This window comes from Pseudomonas sp. PDM09, assembly GCF_014852305.1.
GTDB lineage: Bacteria > Pseudomonadota > Gammaproteobacteria > Pseudomonadales > Pseudomonadaceae > Aquipseudomonas.
The window spans coordinates 491026-510027 of sequence record NZ_JACVBI010000003.1 but is presented as its reverse complement, the minus strand read 5'-3'; the positions used below and the strand labels follow the sequence as shown (position 1 = coordinate 510027).

Sequence of the window (19002 nt, the reverse complement as noted above, 5' to 3'; positions counted from 1 at the left end):
TTGAAGGGCTTTTATTCGAGGATCGTCACGGGCATGCCGACTTCAAGCCGGCCATTGCCGTCGTTGACCAGGTTCTGCCCGAACATCGCGCCGTCGGCCTCGGTGCGGTATTTCTGCAATGTGGCCAGCGGTTCACGATCTTCGCTGCGTTCGCCGGTCTGCGGGTCGATGGTGGTCAGAATGCAGCGTGAGCAGGACTTGACCACGCGGAACTCGACATCGCCAATGCGGATGCGCTTCCAGCTATCTTCGGCATACGCTTCACTGCCCTCGATCACCAGATTGGGCCGGAAACGCAACATCTCCAGCGGCCGCCCGACCTTGCTCGACAAGTCTTCCAGCGACGCCTGACCAATCAGCAACAGCGGGAAACCGTCGGCAAACGCCACCTGATCGTCGTCCTTGCCATAGCCGGCCTGGGTGATCCGCGCGCGATCAAGCGGCACTTGCACCAGACGCGTCGGCTTGCCGATGAACTCACTGACCCAGGCACCCGCCGCATCGCCGGCATCGGGGACGCGCAAGGTGTCGCGCCAGATGGTCACCCCGCGCAGATCGGCCTCGCCGTCAGGCAACGCAATATCGATCGGAGAATGACCCGGGGCGCTGAGGGTCAAGCCGCCGTCGGCATTCCACAACGCCGACAGCTGACTCATTTTCGCGACCGCGCGCTGGGTCAGAAAGCGCCCACTGGCTTCGTCCACCAGCATCCAGCGTCGATCACCGTCCAGTCCCAGCTTGTCCAGGCTGACCTGATTGAGGGTCTCGCCCTTGCCGGATTTCAATGGAAAACGATAAAGCGCGCTCAGACGCATGGCCAGCTCCCTGGTGGGTAAAAACGCCACCCTATACGAGCTTGATGGCCGAATCAAAGGCCCCGTGGCGAGGGGGCTTGTCCTGATGCCGGTAAATTAAGCTGTAATGCGATCTGTAGCAGCTGGCGAAGCCTGCGTTCGGCTGCGAAGCAGTCGTGATTCCACCTAACGCGATCCGCCTGATGCCCCGTAGTTTCTGATTTTACGACTGCTTCGCAGCCGAACGCAGGCTTCGCCAACTGCTACAAAGAATGGGCCGGGGCTTAACTTGTCGGCACTGCATCGAGCATCAGGCGCTGGCGCACTACGTCGACGAGTTTGTCGGGCTGGAATTTGGAGAGGAAGTTGTCGCAGCCGACCTTCTTCACCATCGAGTCGTTGAAGCTGCCCGACAGCGAGGTGTGCAAGACCACATAAAGCCCGCGCAAACGGGGGTCGTTACGGATTTCGGTGGTCAGGCGATAGCCGTCCATCTCCGGCATTTCCGCATCGGTGAAGATCATCAGCAGCTTGTGGGTCATGACTTCGCCCGTATCGGCCCAGGCCTTGAGCATGTTCAGCGCCTTCAAGCCATCGCTGGCAATGTGCATCTTCACGCCCAACTGACCCAACGTATCGCGCAATTGCGACAAGGCCACGTTAGAGTCATCCACCAGCAGCACTTCACGGCCACGGGCACGCTCCAGCACCGGATCGTCGAGTTTGTCGCGCGATACCTTGGCGTTGTACGGAACGATCTCGGCCAGGACTTTCTCGACGTCGATGATTTCCACCAACTGATCATCGACCTTGCTGATGGCGGTCAGGTAATGCTGGCGACCGGCACTGGCCGGCGGCGGCAAAATGGCTTCCCAGTTCATGTTGACGATGCGGTCCACGCCACCGACCAGAAACGCCTGCACCGAGCGGTTGTACTCGGTGACAATAATGGTACTGGTGGGACTTGGCACCAACGGGCGCATGCCGATGGCCTGGGACAGGTCGATCACCGGCAGCGTCTGGCCACGCAGGTTGACCACGCCGCAAACAAAGGGATGGCGTTGCGGCATCAGGGTTAGCTTCGGCAGCTGAAGCACTTCCTGAACCTTGAAGACGTTGATCGCAAACAATTGCCGTCCGGCCAGCCGAAACATGAGAATTTCCAGGCGATTCTCACCCACTAATTGCGTGCGTTGGTCTACCGTGTCGAGAATGCCGGCCATTAATGACTCCTGGGCTTGTTCTGATGAATTCACTAAAGGGAGTTATCGGCTGTTTTTGCCGGACCTTGACCCCCAGACAAAATGCCAGGCTCGGGCATTGATGTCACATTAACATCATGCTTTACTGGCTCCGAGATTTTCATCTGCTTCCTTCCCTGCGGCGCGACCTCGGTTTGCACGTTAGGTTCCCCTGCGTAAGGGATTCCCCTAGTAACAATCAGGCCCAACCTGATATTCGCAATATCCAATAGCCATTAATGTGACGCCATTCTCATTGCATGAATGGAGTCAGGCTTTTGTGTGCGATTGCAGGTCAGTGGCCATCCACCCTCTCGAGTTCCCCTGCCGGCGCTCAAACCTGCCGGAGCGCGATATCACGAAGGCTTGGCAGCGCGGGGACACCTATGGTTCTCGTCGGCACACACGACATTCCCTCATCTGACACGACGTTGTGGAGATAAGCATGCCGAACGACACCAAAGAGTGGGCTCAGCGATTTCCGGAATTTCTCGTTGAGGCTGAAACACTCTTGGCCAAATCCGAGGAATGCCTGAGTCATTTGCAACTGATCAGCAATGACAAGGACGCCATCGATTGCATGCTCAGCACCCTTCTCAAGCTGTCCAGCAAGGCCGATGCATTGGCACTGGCGGCGGTCTCGGAGTTCTCGCTGCATATTCATGGATTACTGAGCTGCGCGCAGAACCACATGGACCTGCACGATCAAGCCCTGGACGCGCTCAAGGACTGCTTCACATTATTGGCCTGGCAACTCGAACTTATCGATCAGACTACCGGCCAACTCGGTCTCGATGACACTGAACAGACCTCACTGATAGAAGCGTTTGCATTTCAAGTGGGACAAAGTCAGTTTCAGCCGCCCAGCCATGCCAGACCCTTCAGGTTGGTTTCGTTTTCGGAACGGCAAGCTTAAAAACATCAGCCGTGGTGATGTAGAGTTTTTCTATTGCCATGACGCCGCCCTATAACTTGATGCGCTCATGCCGCAATTGAATGGGTCATTGCGTCGAAGACAGTTCGAAATAGTTACCCCTGTCTCGACTTCAGATAGTGCCTGGCAATAAAAACAAAATGCCTGCCAATCGATATCTTCCGACGACCACAATCGAAAGTTTTTCCATTATGGAACCATCGTCCAAAAACAGTATTTTGACTATCATAGAGCTATATACCGAACGCGACCAACGGTATGTTAAGTGTTAGTATGCCGACCATTAGTTGACGCCAATTAATGGCAAAGTGATCAGCCAAGCACCCTGAAGGCTGCATTTCCAGCACTGCACCACAGCCATGAAGGCGACTTCACACAACGATTTCCACACACAGACCCGTCAGCCCTTGTGGCCGGTCTGCCCGCAGCGAACATTTATTGGCTCCATCCGCTATGTACGCCAGCCTCAAGTCAATTACCCTGTGGCCACCCTCCCGAAAAAACGCGCGCCGGTTCACGCTTTTTCTGTGTATCTGTTCGACGCTTGGCAGCCTGCTGGTCTACAGCTTGTCCATGTCTGTGCCGTTGAGTCTGCTGGTGCTCAATAGTGCAGCGCTGACCTGTGTCTGGGTGGGACATTGCCTTTCGCGCAAATCGATAAAGTTTCAACCTCAAGAACTGGCTGACCGTCTGCTGCAAGTGCAGGAAAACGAACGCCATCGGCTCAGTCGGGAGCTGCATGATGACATCGGTCAATTGCTGACCGCCGCGAAACTTCAAAGTGAATGGCTCAAACGTCGAATGCCCGAAGAACTGCAGGGTCAGTGTTCGGTACTGTGCGATACGCTGGACGAAACACTCACCAAGGTGCGAGATGTGTCGGCCATCCTGAATCCGCGGCAACTGGCCAGTCTCGGCCTGGAAGCCAGCCTGCGTGCACATTTACTCAGGACCCTGGCCAATACCTCCGTGCATTGGAGCCTGGAATGCCATCAACACCTGACGGGCATACCGGAGGAAATGGCGGTGGCAGCCTTTCGCATCACCCAAGAAGCGGTTACCAATATACTGCGTCACGCCGAGGCCAGTAATTTGTTGGTCCGCCTGCAACGCCTGCCCCAAGGCCTGACGTTGTTGATCAGCGACGACGGCCTGGGTTTCGCGCCAGCGGCAGATCCCGCTCGCGAGGGGCAACGCGGAATGGCCGGGATGTCGGAACGGATCGATCAGTTAGGTGGCACACTGACCGTGACCAGCGAGCCGGGCAAAGGCACTCAAATCGAAGCACTCTTCCCTTGGGCGCCCCGTGCGCTAGAACGGGCCAGTACGAATAAGGTTATGCATTGACTTGTAACTTACTTCTGGTGGATGACCACTCGCTTATCAGGGCTGGCGTGCGCGCCCTGGTGCTGGATATTCCCGGCTATGCGGTAATCGGGGAGGCCAATGACGGCTCACTGTTAGTCGAGATGGTCGAGCAGCTGTCCCCGGACATCATTCTGCTGGATATTTCCATGAAGGAAACCGGTGGTCTTGAAGCCTTGCAGCGACTCAAGCGCGTACGCCCGCAGTGCAAAGTGCTCATCCTGTCGATGCACACCGACCCGGCGCTTATCATGCAGGCCCTGGAATCAGGGGCTCATGGCTACCTGCTCAAGGACACCACGGCCACCGAACTCGAACATGCGCTGGATGCCTTGCGCAATAACGAACGCTATCTGAGCCCGGCCATTGCCCATACAGTCATCAACCAGGCGCTGACTCGAGCGCAGAAAAATCAGGCGCAAACCCAGGACTCGCACAACCTGACGGCACGTCAGCTGGAAATCCTGCGACTGATTGTTCGCGGAAAATCCACCCGGGAAATCGCCAATGGCCTGGCTCTGAGCATCAAGACTGTCGAAACCCACCGCTCGCAGATCATGAAACGCTTGCAGATCTACGATGTGGCCGGCCTGGTGCTGTTCGCCGTGCGCGAGCAAATCATCAGTCTGGACGATTAACTGGATTCGAGACGCTCAGCAGCGGCGAGCCTTCGGGCAAATGCACACGCAATGCCGCCGGGCGCGCCGAGAAACGCAGACTGTCGCCCTCCAGAGGCTCACCATCAAGGTTGATATAAAGGCCCTCCGAGACTTTGATCTCCACCCATGGCAAGCGAGCTCGTACGAACATGTTGTCGATGCCGAAGCCATCGGCCAGCAAATCTTTCAAGGTACCGACCACTTCCTGTGGCGCGGGCAAAATGCTGATATCCAGCAGACCATCGTCAGCCAGCGCCAGCGGGCACAACACATGACCACCGCCAGCCTGTCGGCCATTGCCAATGCCCAATGCCAACAATTCGCCGCGCCAGTGAAAATCTGGCCCCTGCAACTCGCCATAGGCCGCATGCAACTCACTGAAGCGCGATAAACCCGTGAAGAGATAAGCGGCGCCGCCAAGAATTTTTTTCAGATCTTCGGAGGTATTGGCCGTGACCTGACTGCCAAAGCCGCCAGTGGCCATGTTCAGGAAAACCTGACCGCCGACTTCCCCCAGATCAATGGTTCGCGGGACAGCCTCCAGAAGATCCAACGCCTGAGCGGGCTCCAGAGGCACACCGGCAGCACGCGCAAAATCATTGGCGGTGCCCAAGGGCAAAAGTACCAGACTAGCCTGCGTCGAATGCGCCGCCATGGCTTCAGCGATGTCACGCAAGGTACCGTCGCCGCCGCCGGCAATCAGTTGCGTATAGCCTGCCGCCAGCGCTTCTTCCACCAACCGCTGCGCATCACCGGCCTCCCAGGTCAGTCGAACAGCCAGTTTCCAGCCCTGCTGGCGCTTGCCTTCGACGGCTGCACGGACCTCCTCATTGAGTGCCTGCTTGCCATGCAGAATCAACAGTGCCTTGCGCTCGCTCATTTTTGCCACTCCCATATCCGCAATTCCATGGGATATGTTGACCTCGCAGCCCCTGATAAAAGTCGACTGGATTTCAATTTTTTCCAAGGGAAGGAAATGTGAGTCCTACAGAGCGGTATTTTTTCGTACAAAACATGAGGAATCGGCTCAATTGACCCATCCGAACAATTGGTACACCGTTGGGTCTCTGTTATCAGTGATTACCCGTTTAATTTACACAGGGATGTGAAAACAATGAATGGAACCCCCTTAAGGGCCTCAAACAGCGCAAGCAACAACGGCATCGATCATTTGAATGGTTTTAACGCAAGGAGCCAGCTAGTCCATGCAAAGCCATGACCTCAGACTACCGGTAACCCCGGTCGCGTCGTTCGCAGAAAATCGCGCCAATCATCAGGCTGAATTCAAAAACAGCGCAAAGCACGCCGGAGAAGCTGACATGGAACCTCGCGTCATTGAACTCGAAACACACCTCAAGTACATCCGTAGAGACATGGATGAAGTCCGGGGTGACGTCAAATCCATCAAACACAGGCTTGCCTATTCAGCTGGCGCAACAGCCGTGATCCTGGGACTTCTGGCCTGGATCGCCAACAGCCGCTTCGATCAAGTCGTGACACTTCTGGCACATTAAGAAATGGTCACGCACGCAAGCCCGTTGCGATCAACCGGGCTTGCGGGGCAAAACCAGTGCCTGTATCAGCTCAAGACTTCACTCAGCGGGATGAAGCTCACCCAATCACCCTCGATCAGCGTACGGTCCTCCAGCACCTCAACCAGACCGTCAGCCCAGGCAGCACTGCGCAGTACGCCAGAGCTCTGACTCCTGTAGATGATTGCCCGGCCATTCTCCAGACGTCCGCGCAAGTACTCACGTCGGTTACCCGCCTTTGGCCAGACGAATCCTGCCGGCACCTGAAACTTCAGGGGCTCGACTTCTTTCACGCCTTGGCGGCGCAAAAGGTAGGGCCTTGCCAACAGAGCAAAAGTCACCAGGGTAGACGCCGGATTGCCGGGTAAACCGATCACAGGCACGCCGCGAAAATGCCCGAACGTCAGCGGTTTGCCTGGTTTGATGGCAAGCTTCCACAGCGTCAATTCGCCCTCTTCCCGCAAGGCAATGCCCAGAAAGTCGGCCTCTCCCACCGATACGCCACCAGTCGAGAGAATCAGGTCGACATCCTTCAACTCACCGAGGCGGGCACGAGTGGTCGCTAAATCATCGGGAAGAATACCGGCATCGATCACCTCACAACCCAACCGCTGCAACCAGCTGCAAAGCAATACTCGATTACTGTTGTAGATCTGTCCTGGCCCAAGGGCCTGACCAGGCTCAATCAACTCATCACCGGTAGACAAGACCGCAACACGAGCCTTGCGAATCACGTCCAGCTCAGCGCATCCCAGTGATGCCGCCAGCCCCTGCTCAATAGATCCCAGACGCGTTCCGGCGGGCAGGATCAGCTCACCGACGGTGGCTTCCTGACCTTGTGGACGGATGTTCTTTCCTGGGGTCATGGTTTCAGTGAAACGTACCCGCTCATCCGCCTGAACCTCGGCGTTCTCCTGCATCTCGACACAGTCGGCACCGGCGGGCACAGGCGCGCCGGTGAAGATCCGCGCACAAGTACCTGGCTTCAAGGGCTCCGGGGCCTGGCCTGCAAAAATCTTCTGACTGACCACCAACGGCTCTCCCGTCCAGTCGGCCAGGCGCAAGGCATAACCGTCCATGGCACTGTTGGGCCAAGGCGGCAAATCAAGTGTCGAGACCAGGTCAGCGGCCAGTACACGCCCCTGAACCTGCGCCAACGGCAAGCGTTCGTGCTCACGAATCTTCGAGGCGTCGGCCATTTCCAGTAAACGCGCCAGTGCCACCTCGACAGCCATCAGACTGCCAGTCTTGCCTGGCTTACCCACGGGTTTCACAGGGTGCCGCCTGTTTGAGATGGGCCACGAAATTGCACGGACGGTGACGAGAATCCAGTTGCTCGGCGAGAATGCCGTCCCAACCGGTGCGCACCGCGTTGGTCGAGCCCGGCAAACAGCAGACCAGCGTGCCATTGGCCAGACCAGCCAAGGCCCGGGACTGAACCGTCGATGTGCCGATATCCGCTACCGATATCTGCCGGAACAATTCACCAAAACCATCGACCTGTTTATCCAGCAGGCAACTCACGGCTTCGGGCGTGCTGTCGCGACCGGTGAACCCGGTACCGCCGGTGATCAGCACCACTTGCACGACCTCATCAGCAATCCAGTTGGCGACTTGCGCGCGAATTTTGTAGAGGTCATCTTTAAGCAATACACGGGCCGCCAGGTTATGACCGGCAGCGCTCAAACGGTCGACGAAGACCTGGCCTGAGGTATCGGTTTCCAGGGTACGGGTATCGCTGACAGTCAGCACCGCGATGTTGAGCGGTGCGAAAGGTACATCAGCCTTGGCTTTCATAGGCTCGTCCAGTTGTAGGAGAAACAGCCCGGTGTTATATCACAGCGCCTCATTTTTTCGCCGCCCTCATGGAGAAGTGCGATGACCTCGAATACACCTCTGGCACCTTGCTCCATTCTGCTCCTGGCCGGCGGTCGCGGCCAACGCATGGGCGGTCAGGACAAGGGATTGCTGGATTGGCACGGCGAACCGCTGATCGCGCATCTGCACCGCAAGACGCGCCCGCTGAGTGATGACCTGATCATCTCCTGCAACAGAAACCTGGAAAAATATGCGCCTTATGCGGATCAGTTGGTCCATGACGACGAAGGCGACTTTCCGGGGCCGTTGGCGGGTATTCGCGCGGGCCTGAAGGCCGCCCGTCACGCCTGCTTACTCGTGCTGCCCTGCGATGTGCCACGCATCGATGCCGCGCTGCTCCAGGACATGCGTGAAACCGCCGGACAGCATCCGGACAAACCGCTGATGCTGCGCCATGGTGAACATTGGGAACCCTTGCTGTGCATGATTCCCGTCGCCCTTTCAGCGGCTTTCGAGACTGCCTGGAACGAAGGCGAGCGCAGCCCGGGTCGCCTTATGCGCAAGCTGGGCGCCACAGCCCTTCAATGCCCGGATAACGACCCCCGCCTGGCCAATCTCAATACGCCGGAACTGTTAAGCACACACCACACTGTGTCAGACTGACACGCGAAGGAACTTGCGCGCGTTGTATACGTCTCAAGCTCAGCAACCAAAAGAATTCCCATTCGGAGACACACCCATGACTCAACGGACCCTCGCCACTTTCATGCTCGCACTGGGCCTTGCCACCCTCGCCGGTTGCGCATCGCCTACAGTGATCACCTTGAATGACGGTCGAGAAATCCAGGCCGTCGACGCGCCTAAGTACGATGAAGAATCGGGCTTTTACGAATTCGAACAACTGGATGGCAAGCACACCCGCGTCAACAAAGATCAGGTCCGTACCGTTAAAGATCTGTAATCTTTACGGCGACAACCAGATACAGAAAAGCCCGCTTTTAAAGCGGGCTTTTTCGTGGCTGAAGAAAACAGGGTCGTTAGCCCTGTGATCACCACTGCAAGGTGATGGTGCTTTCGAATTCTCTTTCCTGCCCCGTGACCGGATCGACAAATCGCAGCCCTTGGGCCAACAGCTTCAAGGGGTTGGCATAGTCATCTTCTACGTCCTTGAGCACCTGCGGATAGAACGGATCATTGCAGATGCTGGCCCCCAGGGCTGTCATGTGAACTCGCAACTGATGTTTCTTGCCCGTCACCGGGTACAACGCATAACGCCAGAGTTCACCGTTTTTTTCCCTGACCTCGACAGCCGTCTCGGTATTGCTGACCCCTGGACCTTCCTGCATGCGAAAAAACGGCTCGCCATCGATCAGCCGACTTTTATGAACCAGCGGGAAGGAGTGTTCCGGCAATGCCCGGGCGATTGCTTCATAGCGCTTTTCGATCTGACGTGCAGGAAACAAGGATTGATACGCCGACCGACTCTGAGGGTTGGCTGAAAAAAGCACCAGCCCCGCCGTATGCCGGTCAATGCGATGCAAAGGCACCAGATGCGGGTTATCCAGGCGACGGATCAGCCGCCGCAGCAATGTCTGCTCCACGTATTCGCCCGCCGGAGTCACGGGCAGAAAGTGTGGTTTGTCCGCCACCACCAGATGCTCGTCGGCATAGAGGATCGACTCCACTACCGGGATCGGTTTTTCGTCCGGCACCTCACGGAAATAATGAATCCGCAAACCTTCCTTGTAAGGCAGGTTCAGGGGGATCGGCAGGCCTTGCCCATCAAGCACACGACCGCGGGCAATTCTGTCCAGCCATTGTTCACGACCGATGGCGCTGAAGTGTTCACACAGGCAATCGAGTACGGTCTGCCACGTCCCCGGCGGCAGATAGAGCGTGCTGGCCTGGTTGTGTGCGGCAGAAAAAGATGAAGTGGACATACGAAAAGCTCTAACCCTCAATACAGAGCGGCATTATCCAACAGTGGCCGGAACGAACCTAGAAGAGAATCCTCAGGCCGGTATCGACTGTGCTCGAGCGGCCGCTTCGGTGAACTCCTTGAGCCAGCGCAGCACATCGACCGCTTCCCAGCGCCCCGGATCATAAAGCGCATACAACAACCCCTGATAGCCCACGACATCCAGCTGCCGGTGGTAGCCCGCACGCTGGAACAAGGCTTCAATTTCGGCGAAACAGGTATTGAAATGCAATTTGTTGAAGGGTGTTTTCCCCTCCGTGACCAGACCATCCAAACGCAGTTCGAGGACAGCCTCGCGCACCACGTCCGCCGCCATCCGGTTCACGCTGTTCTTCAATTGTTCGACATTGACCAAGTTTCATCCCTCTGACGTCCGGGATCGCCTGCGTAAACCCGAAACCGGGGAAAGAATGGCAGGCAATCGGAGCAACTGTATGAACATACAGTAACCGAATAACCTATCTTTGGCCAAGGGATGAAACGAGGATCGTGACAGGTGGGACGCATCGCCAGCAGCGTCAGGGTTAGCGCAGGAACGCCACCACGTCATCGGCACTGAATGGCCATCCCAACTCAGCACCGGTATCGACCCGTCGCAACACCGGAATACGCAGGCTGTAAGCTTCGAACCAGGTTTCATCGTCAGCGATATCCACCAGTTCCACCAACAGACCACGCTCGACAAACTCCATCAGCATGGCTTCGGCGACTTCACATAGATGGCAACCAACGGTGCCGAACAGCTGACATTCAGGAGGCATGACGACAAGACCCATCGAAGTAAGCGCTCATTCTAGGCCCGCTATCAATAGCAGTCGAGCCGATGCCCCACCTGCCTGAGCAATGGCTGATTTCAAGAGATTTCGGCAAACTCCTGACGCACATCATTCGTCTCAACTGCCATTTGCACGATGCTCGCGTCTTTTTTGCCTCTACGCTTGAGTAGTCAGAACCTCACCGGAGCTTTTTGTGTTCGCCAACCTGTTGATCATCTTCACCTCCTCCCTGGTGGTGATTGCACTGTTCCAGCGCCTGCGCTTGCCACCGGTGCTGGGCTACCTGTGTGTAGGGCTGATGATCGGCCCGACAGCGTTCAACTGGGTGAATGAAAACGAAGAGCTGCCCGACCTTGCCGAGTTGGGCGTGGTGTTCTTGCTGTTCTCCCTCGGGCTTGAATTTTCCCTGTCGAAAATGCTCGCACTGCGCCAGGTGGTATTTGGCTTGGGCAGCCTGCAAGTACTGGGTTCCGGGATTGTGCTGGGAGGGGGGCTGATGCTGTTCGGCCTGCCGGCCACGCCTGCACTGTTACTCGGCACCGGTTTGGCGTTGTCGTCCACTGCCATTGTCAGCAAGGAGTTGAGCAGCCTCGGCGAGCTCTTCAGCCGCCACGGCCAGAATGCCATCGCCGTGCTGTTGTTCCAGGACGTGGTCGCAGTGCTGCTACTGACCCTGGTGCCGGTGTTCGCCGGTACCAGCGACCAGGTTTGGTATTGGGCTCTGCCATTGACGCTGGGCAAGACTGTCGTGCTGTTCGTCGGCCTGCTGCTGGTCAGTCGCTGGTTTTTGCCACGGCTGTTTCATGAAGTCGCCGCGTCCCGGTCCGCTGAGCTGTTCGTGCTGTTGGCGCTGGTGATCGTTCTGCTGACGGCCTGGCTGACTCACCTGCTCGGCCTCTCCCCAGCCCTGGGCGCCTTTCTCGCTGGCATGCTACTGGGGGAAAGCCACTACCGACATCAGATCGAGGCGGACATCCGTCCGTTTCGCGACATTCTGCTCGGGGTATTCTTCGTCAGCATCGGCATGTTGATCGACTTGCGCTTGTTTGCCAGCCACGGCTTGCTGATTCTCGGACTGACGCTGGGATTACTGCTGATCAAAGGCACCGTGATCGCGCTGCTGGTCAAATGGCGCGGCAGTGATGTCGAAACCGCCTGGCGCAGCGGCCTGGCATTGGCTCAAGGCGGTGAATTCTGTTTTGCCCTGATGACGCAAATGCAGCAGAACAAACTGATGCCCGCCGACTTCGGTGGCCTGCTGCTGGCCGCCACGTTCTGCTCGATGCTGGTGACGCCTTTACTGTTGCGCGCCGCTCCCCACATCGCCACACGCCTGCACCACAAGCCCAACGACGAAGCCGAACTCGAAAAAATCAGCGCACTCAACGCTGGCTTGCACAATCACGTAGTGATCTGTGGGTATGGTCGCGTAGGTCAGTCCATCGGGCGCGTCCTGCGTAATGTAGATCAACCGTACATTGCGCTGGATACCGACCCGGTGCGGGTTCAGGAAGCAGCCGTCAATGAAAGCTGCGTTCATTACGGCGATTCACGTCGCGGCGAACTGCTGGTGGCGATAGGGCTGGAACGCGCCAGACTATTGGTGGTCGCCGTGGATCAGACGGACATCGCACTGTTGATACTCAAGGAGGCACGCCGGTTCAACCCGAGTGTGTCGATCCTGGTGCGCACACGGGACGACAGTCAGTTGGCCGAGTTGAAGGCAGCCGGTGCCAGCGAAGTCGTACCCGAGTTGCTGGAGTCGAGCCTGATGCTCGTCTCCCACGCGCTGATCATGCTGGGCATACCCGGCCAGCAGGTGCGAGACCGGGTCGACCAGGTACGGCGTGACCGCTATCGCCTGCTGCACGGCTTTTACCCCGGCGCCGACGATGAGGAACGTTGATTCAATCCTGGCTCACGGCACCGATCTTGTGCACCGACAAGTCCGCGCCGTAATACTCCTCTTCCTGGCTCAAGCGCAGACCATGGAACGCCTTGATTACGCCATACACCGAAAAACCGCCGGCAAGCGCCACGATCACACCCAGAGAAGTGCCGATCAACTGACTGATCAGGCTCACGCCCCCCAAACCACCCAAGGCGGTTTGACCAAAGATGCCGCAAGCGATCCCGCCCCAGACACCACACAGCCCATGCAGAGGCCAGACGCCCAGCACATCATCGATATGCCATTTGCCTTGAGCTGCGGTAAAGCACCAGACAAACAGTGCCCCGGCGATGGCACCGGTCACCAACGCGCCCACCGGGTGCATCAGATCCGATCCGGCGCAGATCGCCACCAGTCCGGCCAATGGGCCGTTATGCAGGAAGCCCGGGTCATTGCGCCCGACGATCAACGCCGCCACGGTGCCGCCGACCATGGCCATCAGCGAGTTCACCGCCACCAGTCCGCTGACCCCTTGCAGCGTCTGGGCGCTCATTACGTTGAAGCCGAACCAGCCAACGATCAGAATCCAGGAACCCAACGCCAGAAAGGGAATGCTCGACGGTGCGAATGCCACCAGTCGTCCATCGCGATAACGACCTTGCCTTGGGCCGAGCAACAACACCGCCGCGAGTGCCAGCCAGCCACCCATGGCGTGAACCACCACAGACCCTGCGAAGTCATGGAAACTGGCACCGAAGCGTTCCAGCAACCAGGCTTGCAGACCAAAGTTGCCATTCCAGATCATGCCTTCGAAGAAGGGATAGATGAACGCCACGATCAGCGCCGTCGCACACAACTGCGGGACGAACCGGGCGCGCTCGGCGATGCCTCCGGAAATGATTGCCGGTATCGCCGCAGCAAAGGTCAGCAGAAAGAAAAACTTCACCAGCCCATAGCCATGATCGGCGGTGATCACCGCCGCCGGCTGCATGAAAGTGACTCCGTAGGAAATCCAATAGCCTATAAAGAAGTAGGCCAGGGTCGAAATGGCGAAGTCGCTGAGGATCTTCGACAAGGCGTTGACCTGGTTTTTTTGTCGAACCGTACCCACCTCGAGAAAGGCGAAACCGGCGTGCATGGCCAGGACCATGACCGCACCGATAAGGATGAACAACGTGTTGGAGCTATGGACCAGACTGTCCACAGCACTTTGCAGATTTTCCATGGATTGGCAGACCTGAAGGCTGAAAAAAGCACCAAAGCAGTTCGCGCAGAAGGCTGGCGCACCAAGTTGCAGCCGATCCAGACTGAAGCGCTGATCCGGATGAACCGCTTTGGCGCACAAGAACGGAACCTTTGCGCGAGTTTTGATTATTTGAGTTAAGGTTTTCCTTAAATCATGCCCAGCAACAGCGCAACGGCGCAGGCTGACGCACCACGACATAGCAAAAGTTGTACCAGTCATTTGTACTGAACCTTCACGCAAGGCTCATACTCGAACGCTTCAGAAGCCACTCACGGAGATCACCAATGGCACGCACCACAGCAAAGACTGCTCAAGAAGTTCTGATGGAAGATTTTCAGACACTGGTCACCGACACTGAAAGGTTGCTGGAACACACCAAATCCCTGGCTGGCGATCAAGCCGATGAGTTGCGCCAGCAGATCCATGACAGTCTGCTGCGCGCGCGGGAAACCCTGAAATTGACCGAAGACTCTGTGCGCGAGCGCGGTAAAGCCGCTGTCACCGCCACGGAAGATTACGTCCAGGCCAACCCATGGCAATCGGTCGGAATCGCGGCTGGCGTGGGCTTCCTGATCGGCCTGCTGGCCACTCGGCGCTAATATGGCGATCGGCGAATCCGGCCCGTCCGCGACGGGCACCGGCTCATCCCCGCGGCGCCTCGGTGCCGCGTTTCTTGGACTGCTGCACAGTCATGTCGAACTGTTTGGCATTGAATTGCAGGAACAAAAAGCACGCACGGTAAGCCTGTTGTTGTTTGCAGGCCTGACGCTGGTCTTTGCCTTGTTATTGCTGGTGGGCTTGTCGACGCTGGTGTTGATCCTGTTTTGGGACACCTATCGCCTGGCAGCAATCATCGGGCTCTGTGTGTTCTATACCCTCGCCGCGTTGTTCTGTGCGATGCGCTTGAGAGCAGCGATTTTCGATGAATCCTCGCCCTTCCACGGCACCCTGGAAGAGTTGGCCAATGATCGGGAGCGTCTGTTGCCATGAGCCTGTCTGAACTTCCCCGCAACAGCTCGCGCACGGAAATGCGCAAGGCGCTGATTCGCCTGCGCATGGAAATGCATCGCCAGGAAATTCGCCACGAATCCCAACAGCTGCTGCATCCCTTGCAACGGGTGCGTGGCATGACGCAAAACCTGCAAGACGGTCTCGGCATCAAACACGCCCCGCTCTGGGGCATCGCGGCCGTGATCGGGTTGGGCTTTCTGACCGGCAAGGGTGCCAAGGGTGGCGGTATCGGCAGCCTGACCCGGATGGCTCGCCTGGGCGTCACGCTGGGGCCACTGATCAAGCTGATCATGCAGAACTCTTCGCGCAAACACTAATCAGTCCTGTTTGGCTGCATTCTTGCAACACCACCAGGATTAACCTCTTTATCGAGAGGTTAGTCCTGCGTGCCTGCTTGGTGTCCAGGTTTACCCGGAACAAAACCTTACTAAGGAGGCCTCGTGATCGACGGGCAACCGCTCGCCTGCTTTCAGCCGTTCATCGATACCGCCACGGGCCGCATCGCTGGCGTCGAAGCGCTGGGTCGACTGCGTCAGGCCGACGGTCAACTGACCTCGGTAGGACCGCTGTTCGCCGACCCGCGAACCCCCGCCATCGCCCTGCGTCGTCTTGATCGCCAGATTCGCGATGATGCGCTGAGCCGTCTGCATGAAGCGCCCCCGGACTGGTTTCTCAGCCTCAACATATCGCCCCGCTGGATCAGTCGCTTGCACCGGGACCAGGCACTGCCAAGCCTCAAGCAGCTGAGCAGGCATGGCGTCGACGCGCAACGAATCGTCTTTGAGATCACCGAACTGGGCGGCGACAGCCAGCGTCTTGCCGAAGTCGTGGCCCGTTACCGACAAGCCGGGGCGCGGATCGCCATTGATGATTTCGGTGCCGGTTACTCTCAGCTCGATCGCGTGCTGGCCCTGCAACCGGACATTCTCAAGCTCGACATGCGATTGTTCCAGGCCGCAGCATTGGGAGGCCCCAGCAGCGAGGTGGTGAAGGCACTGGCGCAAATGGCGGAGAAAACCGGTTGCTGGATTATCGCTGAGGGCGTGGAAACCGAAGCTCAACTGAATTTTGCCCTGGAGTGTGGTTCACGCTACGTACAGGGCTTTCTGTTCGCCCGTGCGCAAGCTGATTTCTTCGCCACAGATGCCTTTGTCGAGCGCTTCGCGCAACTGCGTCAGCGCTATGTTCAGCAAAAACTGGCTGAGCGCGCTCGCCTGATGATCATGCGCCAGCAACTCAGCGAACTGATGACCATCCTGCAAGCCTGGGCTCAAGCCAGCGCGCCCCTCAGCACCTTGCCGCAACTGGAAGCGTTTCCCTGGTTATTGCGTTTTTATCAATGCGACCGCCACGGCACGCAGCTGACCCCCAATCTGGAATGGCGCAACAACAGCTGGGAAGCCGATAACCGCTACCTGGGCCATAACTGGTCATGGCGCCCCTACTTTTATCACTTGCTGGCCGAGGGTTGGGATGAGCGCCGGCTGACGCTTTCCAACACTTACCGCGATGCCACCAGCAATCAATACTGCCTCACCGCCGGGCAATTCTTCGATAACGGCGAGCGACTGCTGCTCATCGATATCGATGCCGCGGGGCTCTAGTTCTCCTTGCAGGGACCGGCACGAACCGGGAAGCTAGGGGATCAGTCACCTGACGGAGAAACCAGCCTTGGATTGGCAAACCCTGCTCACCCGCGAACGCCTCGGAAAGCCTGTGCACAGCCCGGAAGAACTCGGCCGCAGCCCTTTCCATAAAGACCACGACCGCATCATTTTCTCGGGCGCGTTTCGCCGTCTCGGGCGCAAGACCCAGGTCCATCCGGTCTCCAGCAACGATCACATCCACACACGCCTGACCCACTCGCTGGAGGTCAGTTGCGTCGGCCGTTCGCTGGGCATGCGTGTCGGTGAAACCATCCGTAGCGCCCTGCCCGACTGGTGCGAACCGAGCGATCTGGGCATGGTGGTGCAATCGGCTTGCCTGGCCCATGACATCGGTAATCCGCCCTTCGGTCATTCCGGTGAAGACGCGATCCGCCACTGGTTCCAGCAGGCCGCCGGCCGTGGCTGGCTGGATGCGATGAGCGAAGCCGAACGCAACGACTTCCTCAATTTCGAAGGCAATGCCCAAGGTTTCCGGGTACTTACCCAGCTTGAATACCACCAGTTCGAAGGGGGGACCCGGCTGACCTACGCCACGCTGGGCACCTACCTCAAATACCCGTGGACTGCCCGGCACGCCGACTCACTGGGCTACAAGAAGCACAAGTTCGGCTGTTATCAAAGCGAACTGCCACTGCTGGAACAGATCGCTCACAAGCTCGGTCTGCCCCAACTGGACGAACAACGCTGGGCGCGCCATCCGCTGGTGTACCTGATGGAGGCCGCCGACGACATCTGCTACGCGCTGATCGATCTGGAAGATGGCCTGGAGATGGACCTGTTGGAGTACGCCGAAGTCGAGTCCCTGCTGCTGGACCTGGTGGGCGACGATCTCCCGGAAACCTATCGCCAGCTCGGCCCGCAAGATTCGCGTCGGCGCAAACTGGCGATCCTGCGGGGCAAAGCCATCGAACACCTGACCAATGCAGCAGCCCGAGCGTTCGTCGAGCAACAGGACGCGCTGCTGGCCGGCACGCTGGCTGGCGACCTGGTGGAACACATGCACGGCCCCGCCAAACGTTGCGTCTTGAATGCCAAGGACATGGCACGCAAAAAAATCTTCCAGGACAAGCGCAAGACACTCCACGAAATAGGCGCCTACACCACCCTGGAAATCCTGCTCAACGCCTTTTGCGGCGCGGCACTGGAGCAACACAACGGCCGTACGCCATCCTTCAAGCACCGCCGCATACTCGACCTGTTGGGCAACAATGCACCCGACCCTCACGGCCCTTTACACACCTCCTTCTTGCGCATGATTGATTTCATCGCCGGCATGACCGACAGCTATGCCGGAGAAATGGCGCTGGAAATGACCGGTCGTTCAAGCCACCGATAAAAACGTATCGATCAGCCTGTCAGAGAGCTCTGAGCGGCTGATCGAATTCTCGACATTCATCTGTATTTCAACGCCGACAGAATCGCCCTACACCTTGTGCGGAGCGGACTGATCGATTGTTCGGCCATCTCGCGAAATAATCGCACTCCCTTTGCTCGACAGATGACTCATGAAAACTCCTGTGTTCAAACATGATTGGCGCATCTTGCTGGTGGAAGATCATCCCTTTCAGCTACGGGCGACTCAGTACCTGCTCGAGAGTTTTGGCTTCACCCAACTGACCGCCACCGACAGTGCGAGAGGCGCCTTGCAACAAATGCTCAAGGCTGCGCAACCGTTCGACATTCTTCTTTGCGACCAATGCCTGCCCGACCTTGCAGGCCTTGATTTGATCGAATACGCCAGTCACCGGGGGATGATCAGGCAGGCAATACTTCTGAGCAGTCTGACATCCGTCGAACTGGACAAACTTAAAGTCATGGCCTACGAACATGGATTGCCCTTACTCGGTTACTTGATCAAACCATTGAAACAATCAGACTTCAGAAACTTATTGACCTTGGCCTCCATATAAAAACACGAAAACCCAAACACACTAAAACAATGACCAGCGTATAGATTCAGACCTCTAACTCAATGCCTTCCATCGTTTGACTAGTCCTACCAGACTTTTGCCTTTCCTCATGCAAAACCTAGTTGATACGTAGTCCCATTCTTCTTCAGTTGTAGGACTTTTCCTATATTGCCGCTGTAG

At 57.5% G+C, this 19002-nt stretch carries 23 protein-coding genes; 14 read left to right on the top strand and 9 right to left on the bottom strand.

All coding sequences use genetic code 11. The features are described from left to right. Positions 1-11 precede the first annotated feature (11 nt). Positions 12-815, bottom strand: coding sequence for an MOSC domain-containing protein (locus IB250_RS11045; RefSeq protein WP_192344108.1), 804 nt, complete (start codon positions 813-815; stop codon positions 12-14). Positions 816-1078: 263 nt separating this feature from the next. Beyond that, positions 1079-2017, bottom strand: coding sequence for a chemotaxis protein CheV (locus tag IB250_RS11040; protein WP_192344107.1), 939 nt, complete (start codon positions 2015-2017; stop codon positions 1079-1081). A 463-nt stretch (positions 2018-2480) separates the two neighbouring features. Here IB250_RS11040 and IB250_RS11035 point away from each other — a divergent pair, with 463 nt between their 5' ends. The 3 genes from IB250_RS11035 (at position 2481) to IB250_RS11025 (ending at position 4972) form a co-directional block, all read left to right on the top strand. Continuing rightward, positions 2481-2951 (top strand): hypothetical protein, encoded by a 471-nt coding sequence (locus IB250_RS11035; protein WP_123497547.1) that lies wholly within the window; start codon positions 2481-2483, stop codon positions 2949-2951. Between the two features lie 471 nt (positions 2952-3422). Next, positions 3423-4316 (top strand): sensor histidine kinase, encoded by an 894-nt coding sequence (locus IB250_RS11030; protein WP_192344151.1) that lies wholly within the window; start codon positions 3423-3425, stop codon positions 4314-4316. Then, positions 4313-4972 carry a response regulator transcription factor gene (locus tag IB250_RS11025; RefSeq protein WP_123497551.1) on the top strand — a complete coding sequence of 220 codons (660 nt, stop codon included), beginning with the start codon at positions 4313-4315 and terminating at the stop codon, positions 4970-4972. The genes IB250_RS11030 and IB250_RS11025 overlap by 4 nt, the downstream gene beginning before the upstream one ends. On the opposite strand, the gene yegS is transcribed toward IB250_RS11025, so the two are convergent. Further along, entirely contained in the window at positions 4956-5873 is a 918-nt protein-coding gene (yegS, locus tag IB250_RS11020) for a lipid kinase YegS (protein ID WP_192344106.1), read from the bottom strand. The genes IB250_RS11025 and yegS overlap by 17 nt on opposite strands. A 325-nt stretch (positions 5874-6198) precedes the next feature. On the opposite strand from yegS, the gene IB250_RS11015 reads away from it, so the two are divergent. After that, positions 6199-6507 carry a hypothetical protein gene (locus IB250_RS11015; RefSeq protein WP_192344105.1) on the top strand — a complete coding sequence of 103 codons (309 nt, stop codon included), beginning with the start codon at positions 6199-6201 and terminating at the stop codon, positions 6505-6507. A gap of 65 nt (positions 6508-6572) precedes the next feature. On the opposite strand, the gene glp is transcribed toward IB250_RS11015, so the two are convergent. After that, positions 6573-7799, bottom strand: a complete 1227-nt coding sequence (gene glp / locus IB250_RS11010) for a gephyrin-like molybdotransferase Glp (RefSeq protein WP_192344104.1) — start codon at positions 7797-7799, stop codon at positions 6573-6575. Further along, positions 7783-8322 (bottom strand): molybdenum cofactor biosynthesis protein B, encoded by a 540-nt coding sequence (moaB, locus tag IB250_RS11005; protein WP_008075630.1) that lies wholly within the window; start codon positions 8320-8322, stop codon positions 7783-7785. The genes glp and moaB overlap by 17 nt, the downstream gene beginning before the upstream one ends. An 81-nt stretch (positions 8323-8403) precedes the next feature. On the opposite strand from moaB, the gene mobA reads away from it, so the two are divergent. Both mobA and IB250_RS10995 read left to right on the top strand, forming a co-directional pair. Continuing rightward, positions 8404-9006 (top strand): molybdenum cofactor guanylyltransferase MobA, encoded by a 603-nt coding sequence (gene mobA / locus IB250_RS11000; RefSeq protein WP_192344103.1) that lies wholly within the window; start codon positions 8404-8406, stop codon positions 9004-9006. A gap of 76 nt (positions 9007-9082) precedes the next feature. After that, the gene (locus IB250_RS10995) at positions 9083-9304 is read left to right on the top strand and encodes a YgdI/YgdR family lipoprotein (protein WP_007895056.1); all 222 of its coding nucleotides are present in this window, start codon (positions 9083-9085) and stop codon (positions 9302-9304) included. Between the two features lie 88 nt (positions 9305-9392). On the opposite strand, the gene IB250_RS10990 is transcribed toward IB250_RS10995, so the two are convergent. The 3 genes from IB250_RS10990 to IB250_RS10980 all read right to left on the bottom strand — a co-directional run bounded on the left by IB250_RS10990 (position 9393) and on the right by IB250_RS10980 (position 11082). Then, positions 9393-10283, bottom strand: a complete 891-nt coding sequence (locus IB250_RS10990) for a pseudouridine synthase (RefSeq protein WP_123497560.1) — start codon at positions 10281-10283, stop codon at positions 9393-9395. 72 nt (positions 10284-10355) lie between these two features. Then, entirely contained in the window at positions 10356-10676 is a 321-nt protein-coding gene (locus IB250_RS10985; protein ID WP_192344102.1) for a transcriptional regulator, read from the bottom strand. 169 nt (positions 10677-10845) lie between these two features. Further along, positions 10846-11082, bottom strand: a complete 237-nt coding sequence (locus IB250_RS10980) for a glutaredoxin family protein (protein ID WP_318652642.1) — start codon at positions 11080-11082, stop codon at positions 10846-10848. Positions 11083-11290: 208 nt separating this feature from the next. On the opposite strand from IB250_RS10980, the gene IB250_RS10975 reads away from it, so the two are divergent. Next, positions 11291-13003 carry a cation:proton antiporter gene (locus IB250_RS10975; protein ID WP_192344100.1) on the top strand — a complete coding sequence of 571 codons (1713 nt, stop codon included), beginning with the start codon at positions 11291-11293 and terminating at the stop codon, positions 13001-13003. Between the two features lies 1 nt (position 13004). Here the strand turns inward: IB250_RS10975 and IB250_RS10970 are convergent, their stop codons facing one another. Continuing rightward, positions 13005-14213, bottom strand: a complete 1209-nt coding sequence (locus IB250_RS10970; RefSeq protein ID WP_192344099.1) for an ammonium transporter — start codon at positions 14211-14213, stop codon at positions 13005-13007. Between the two features lie 3 nt (positions 14214-14216). On the opposite strand from IB250_RS10970, the gene IB250_RS10965 reads away from it, so the two are divergent. From IB250_RS10965 to IB250_RS10935, 7 genes are all read left to right on the top strand, one after another. Beyond that, a complete protein-coding gene (locus IB250_RS10965) occupies positions 14217-14372 on the top strand; it encodes a hypothetical protein (protein ID WP_192344098.1) in 156 nt (51 codons plus the stop codon). Positions 14373-14518: 146 nt separating this feature from the next. Continuing rightward, positions 14519-14833: a DUF883 family protein gene (locus IB250_RS10960; protein WP_007895050.1), complete on the top strand. Its 315-nt coding sequence runs from the start codon at positions 14519-14521 to the stop codon at positions 14831-14833. Position 14834: 1 nt separating this feature from the next. Then, positions 14835-15224, top strand: a complete 390-nt coding sequence (locus IB250_RS10955; protein ID WP_007895049.1) for a phage holin family protein — start codon at positions 14835-14837, stop codon at positions 15222-15224. Next, positions 15221-15562 (top strand): hypothetical protein, encoded by a 342-nt coding sequence (locus tag IB250_RS10950; protein ID WP_192344097.1) that lies wholly within the window; start codon positions 15221-15223, stop codon positions 15560-15562. The genes IB250_RS10955 and IB250_RS10950 overlap by 4 nt, the downstream gene beginning before the upstream one ends. A gap of 123 nt (positions 15563-15685) precedes the next feature. Beyond that, on the top strand, positions 15686-16849 hold the full coding sequence (locus tag IB250_RS10945) for an EAL domain-containing protein (protein ID WP_192344096.1): 1164 nt from the start codon (positions 15686-15688) through the stop codon (positions 16847-16849). A gap of 67 nt (positions 16850-16916) precedes the next feature. Next, positions 16917-18248, top strand: a complete 1332-nt coding sequence (locus tag IB250_RS10940; RefSeq protein WP_008075647.1) for a deoxyguanosinetriphosphate triphosphohydrolase — start codon at positions 16917-16919, stop codon at positions 18246-18248. Positions 18249-18417: 169 nt separating this feature from the next. Continuing rightward, complete coding sequence (locus IB250_RS10935; RefSeq protein WP_192344095.1) at positions 18418-18822, top strand: response regulator; 405 nt, start codon at positions 18418-18420, stop codon at positions 18820-18822. Positions 18823-19002: the final 180 nt, after the last annotated feature.